Annotated in this window: 3 protein-coding genes; 2 read left to right on the plus strand and 1 reads right to left on the minus strand. The window is 51.9% G+C overall.

The window, feature by feature from the left end; genetic code table 11:
* Positions 1 to 289 precede the first annotated feature (289 nt).
* Positions 290 to 703 (plus strand): hypothetical protein, encoded by a 414-nt coding sequence (locus tag VB741_RS26180; protein ID WP_323368171.1) that lies wholly within the window; start codon positions 290 to 292, stop codon positions 701 to 703.
* Between the two features lie 9 nt (positions 704 to 712).
* Positions 713 to 1,459 carry a hypothetical protein gene (locus VB741_RS26185; protein WP_323368172.1) on the plus strand — a complete coding sequence of 249 codons (747 nt, stop codon included), beginning with the start codon at positions 713 to 715 and terminating at the stop codon, positions 1,457 to 1,459.
* Here the strand turns inward: VB741_RS26185 and VB741_RS26190 are convergent.
* The gene (locus tag VB741_RS26190; protein WP_323368173.1) at positions 1,434 to 3,152 is read right to left on the minus strand and encodes a CHAT domain-containing protein; all 1,719 of its coding nucleotides are present in this window, start codon (positions 3,150 to 3,152) and stop codon (positions 1,434 to 1,436) included. The genes VB741_RS26185 and VB741_RS26190 overlap by 26 nt on opposite strands.
* Between the last annotated feature and the right edge of the window lie 125 nt (positions 3,153 to 3,277).

Below are 3,277 nucleotides of genomic sequence, written 5' to 3' on the forward strand. Positions count from 1 at the left end.
CGGGTTGAAATGATGCCGTATATCGCCCACTATTCCGTCAGACTAGTCTCAGCGATAAAGACGGGTGGACGATTACGGATGTGTTGAGGCAACAAGCCTTGAGGTCGAATCAACTATAGGCTTGTTGCCGATGACTTTATGCCCTATTGCTCAGCATCGTGTCCGCTGTGTGTATCCAATTTTGGGTTTATATGTAAATTAATTTACATTTTGTCAGCATGGCTTTGATTGAACCGCTATCCTTTGTAGGGTGCTACTTCAGTCTGTTTTGTTAGTTAAGGGATGAGCTATGCCTCGCAAGCCCAGCAATGATGATCCGGATAAGTCCACCAAGTCAAGGGTGCGCTTTATTTTTGAGCCAGACCGCAGCTCCCCCAACGGCATCACCTACAGCTGGCTGATTCATCGTACTTACAAGGGTAAAGAGAAAGCGGCCACTGCGGCTCGTGCTTTCTGGTTACCCTTTGCTTATCAGGATACGGGTAAGCATTCGGAGGCAGAGTTAAAGGACCTGGCCCGACAGTCTATTATTCGGATGGAAGAGCAAATTCAGCATTTACGGGAAACGTTTGGAATTGAGGCTCCGTCGAGCGAATCTGACCAGCCTCAGTTTCCAGAAATTAGTCCAATGGCAGTACCGACAGGAGAGATTTCTCTGTTGGCTCAAGCGGATCTACTCAACGACTTTTCAGATGTGTTGTAGGGAGTGATCATGGCAAAGTCTCCTAAGGCTGATAAAGAAACGACTGCAGAAGAGGCTCCATTGTTGCCTCGTGAACCTGATACGGAAAAGGGAAAGCAGGCTAGAGAGCAGTATTTAGTTCTAGCGAAGGCTGCTTTAAGAGTGAATTTTGAGGATTATCAGACGCTATTTCAGGCTTATGCGAGTGAGGATCCTGAGGATCAACAAACGGCGCAACAGCTGGACCGCACGGTTGCTCAAGTGGCGCTACAAGCGGGGCATTCTCCCCGGCAGGTGATTCAGTGTATTGCCCAGGGACCCTATGTGCAGTGTAAAACCAGGGGGCAATCGCCAGATGAGAAGAAGGCGGCTCTGCCTAAGCTACTGTACTATGCTAAGACGCAGGTAGATACGGCTCAGAAGCAGCGGTATACGGAATATGCGAATGCGGTGACTGGCAAAATTCAGAGCTACGCTGATCTGTATCGGGAGTCTGTGAGTAGTGACCTGGCGGCGATTCAGTTGGACCAACAGGTGGTGGCGGCGGCGTTGAGGGCTGGAGAGTCGGCTGAGGCGGTGACTCATTTGTTGTATCAGGGTCCCTATGCTCAGTTTCAGCAGAGTGTGAAGGGGATGGATGCGGGATCGTTGGATCAGTATGCTAAGGGGACTGTGGCTCAGGTGCAGTCGATTCAGTCGTTGCAGATATCGGGAGATGGTGGTGGAGTTGGGCGTAGGAAATCGCAAACCCCTAAAGCCCATTGCCAATCAAAATAAACGGAGCCCAATAGTAAGGATGCTCGAAGCCAGCCGCTGCCGTCTGCCGCCCCTCCACCATAATCGTTGCCCGTTGCTCAGGGCTGCTCACCAGACCAGACCCTCTACCAATCAGCGTTAACTGCGCCGCCTGCAATGCCTCCGCCTTCGTCATTCCCTGACTCAACGCCTCATAAAACGCCGTCATCAGTCGCTGCGTCCCCTCGTCGCTCACCGTCCACAGCGACGCCATTACCGACTTCGCCCCACTGAGCTGAAACTGATAGCCCAATCCTAAAATCTCCTCTCCATTACCCAGTCCGCCGACACCGGTTTCACAGGCACTCAGCACCACCAGATCCACATTGTTAAGCGACCAGGATTCCACATCTCGCAGCGTCGGCGTATCGCCATTGCCAAACAGAATAAACGAGTCTTCAGGCACACCAGGTACAAAAGCCGCATGGGTAGCAAAGTGCAAAATGTTGTACTGATAAAACTCCGGCTTAATCGCGCCTAGGTTAAAGTCGCGATCCAGGTAGCGAACCGCCGCAGGCAGCGCTGCAACCTCCAACCCAGCGCCGGGTAAACCTGAGAACCGATAGGTTCGCCCATTCACCTCTGGCGTATGCACCAGACTGGGATCTGCAAAGGCTGCTGCCAGAATATTTGGCGTCGCTCCATTGGTTTCGGTGATATCTGTCAGGGAACGGGCGATAATGTTGTGAACCTTAAAGCGCTGAGTTAACCAGGTCTCACCATCGTAGAGGGCCGCTAGGGGAATATAGCGCAACTGACCATCGGGTGCGTAGATAATGGTATCTACACCCGCCTCCGCCAGATCCGCTTCGAGCGGGGCAATCAGCCAGTCATAGAGTTGTTGGGCAGAGGTGGTGATGGCAGGACTGGCCGTAGTCAGGTCATCTCGAAACGCCAGAATCGCCTGATTCAGCTCTTCTCGACCCACGGGCACAGTTCGGCGCAACGGCGGAGAATCGGGCGTGGTAATCACCAGTTCCAGCCGATCTTCCAATACCAGGGGATAAAAGATTGCGGCATTCAGTTGCTTCAGCTCATCCCGCAAGCTATCGAGTTCATCCAAATTGAGGCTAGCCTCACGGGCTTCGTAGCTAAGTTGTTCTACCAGGGAGCGAATAGCAGAATCCCGGCTAAAGTTTCTAAAGTCCGCATTGATTTGCTCCAACAGCGTACCGAGCTGCGCCATCCGCGCTTTCTGCCCATCGGTTTGTTGACTGCTCTCAACCTGTTGTAGGGCGTCAAGCTCTTGACCCACTTCAATGGCCGACTTTTGCAATTCTCCCAATTGTGCCAGAATCGCTTCCTCCGGTCTCAGAAACTCCACGCCCTGGGAACTGTTGGCCGTGCGCTGAATGCCTCGGCGGTAATCGTCCAGTTCCTGGAGCTTCAGCAGGTCAAGAACACGTTGCGCTTCGATGATGCGATCTTGTTGTAAGAGGAGATCGGCCAAGAAGCGGTAATCATCAGCAACTGTTTCGGTATAGGACTGTTGCAGGTCGGTATCAAGACCCCGGATATCGCCGCGAATGGATTCGCGCACATCAACTGAAGCTTTGAGAAAGATGATCGCCAATTCAGGCTGTTCCTGAGTATTTAGAATTTTGGCAACTGTACTTAATGTTATTCCTTGGCCCCAACGATTATTGATTTCTTCTTGGATTAGTAAGCATCGCATCGTAACTACTCAGGCTGGGGTAGGAGAGTTATAGGGTTTCCAGAGAACAATCCCATGAGGGCATCCAGAACGTTATGCCCCTGTTTGCGTAGAGTGGATAGGTAACCGCGAATACGGCAGAACAT

It is taken from the genome of Leptothoe sp. PORK10 BA2, assembly GCF_034932105.1.
Classification (GTDB): Bacteria; Cyanobacteriota; Cyanobacteriia; order Phormidesmidales; family Phormidesmidaceae; genus Leptothoe.

Bases quoted from the DNA above. Each gene is read 5' to 3' on its own strand.
- VB741_RS26180 (WP_323368171.1), top strand. From the start codon at position 290: ATGCCTCGCAAGCCCAGCAATGATGATCCGGATAAGTCCACCAAGTCA.
- VB741_RS26185 (WP_323368172.1), top strand. From the start codon at position 713: ATGGCAAAGTCTCCTAAGGCTGATAAAGAAACGACTGCAGAAGAGGCT.
- VB741_RS26190 (WP_323368173.1), bottom strand. From the start codon at position 3,152: ATGCGATGCTTACTAATCCAAGAAGAAATCAATAATCGTTGGGGCCAA.